The sequence below is a fragment of the Salipiger sp. HF18 genome (genome assembly GCF_011806505.1).
In the GTDB taxonomy this organism is placed as follows: domain Bacteria; phylum Pseudomonadota; class Alphaproteobacteria; order Rhodobacterales; family Rhodobacteraceae; genus Salipiger; species Salipiger thiooxidans.
In genome coordinates this window covers 1-971 of the sequence record NZ_JAATOS010000851.1, presented here as the reverse complement: position 1 = coordinate 971, position 971 = coordinate 1, and the positions used below count along the sequence as shown (strand labels likewise).

The 971-nt window shown below is 67.9% G+C and carries 1 pseudogene; it reads left to right on the top strand.

What is annotated here, in order from left to right:
- Nucleotides 1-889 (top strand): annotated as a pseudogene (locus tag HC022_RS27500) (DNA gyrase C-terminal beta-propeller domain-containing protein); the annotation flags it as partial.
- Nucleotides 890-971: the final 82 nt, after the last annotated feature.

Genomic DNA, 971 nt, shown 5'->3' with positions numbered 1-971 from the left:
GGCATGGCCTACAAGCTCAAGTGCTGGCGCCTGCCGCAGGGCGGCCGGACCTCGAAGGGCAAGGCCATCGTCAACATCCTGCCGATCCCGCAGGGCGTCTCGGTGGCGGCGATCATGCCGGTGGACCGCGATGAGGACGAATGGGACGACCTGCAGATCGTCTTCGCAACCTCCAAGGGCTCGGTGCGCCGCAACCGGCTGTCGGATTTCACCAACGTCATGCGCAACGGCAAGATCGCGATGAAGTTCGAGGGCGAGGACGAGAACACCCGCCTGATCAACGCCCGCCATCCGCTTCCCGGTGCCGGACGTGCGGGTCTTCAACTCGCGCAACTCCACCGGTGTGCGCGGCGTGCGGCTGCTGAACGGCGACGAGGTCGTGTCGATGTCCGTGATCCGCCACTTCGAGGCGGAATCGGACGAGCGCGCCTCCTATCTCAAGATGCGCCGCGCCATGGCCGGGCTCGCCGACGATGCCGAGACCTCGGACGAGGAAGAGGGCAACGCCGACAGCCGGCTCTCGCAGGAACGCTACGCCGAGATGACGGCAGCCGAGAACCTGATCCTGACGATCACCGCCAAGGGCCTCGGCAAGCTGTCGTCGAGCCACGACTACCCGATCCGCGGCCGTGGCGGCATGGGCGTCACCGCGTGGGAGAAATCCATGCGCGGCGGCGAGATCGTGGCCTCCTTCCCGGTCGAGAAGGGCGACCAGATCATGCTGGCCACCTCCACCGGCCAGTCGATCCGGGTGCCGGTGGACGGGATCTCCTTCCGGTCGCGCGGCGCCGGCGGCGTGCGGGTCTTCAACACCCGCGCCGGCGAGACCGTGGTCTCGGTCGCCTGGATCGCCGATCAGGGCGACGAAGAGGAAGACGCCGAGGCGTGAGCCCCAAAAAGAAACGCTGCGCCGGGCCGCGATGCCCGGCCAGCCTCCGGCGGGAGTTTATCCGGCAAGATGAAGCAGGGCA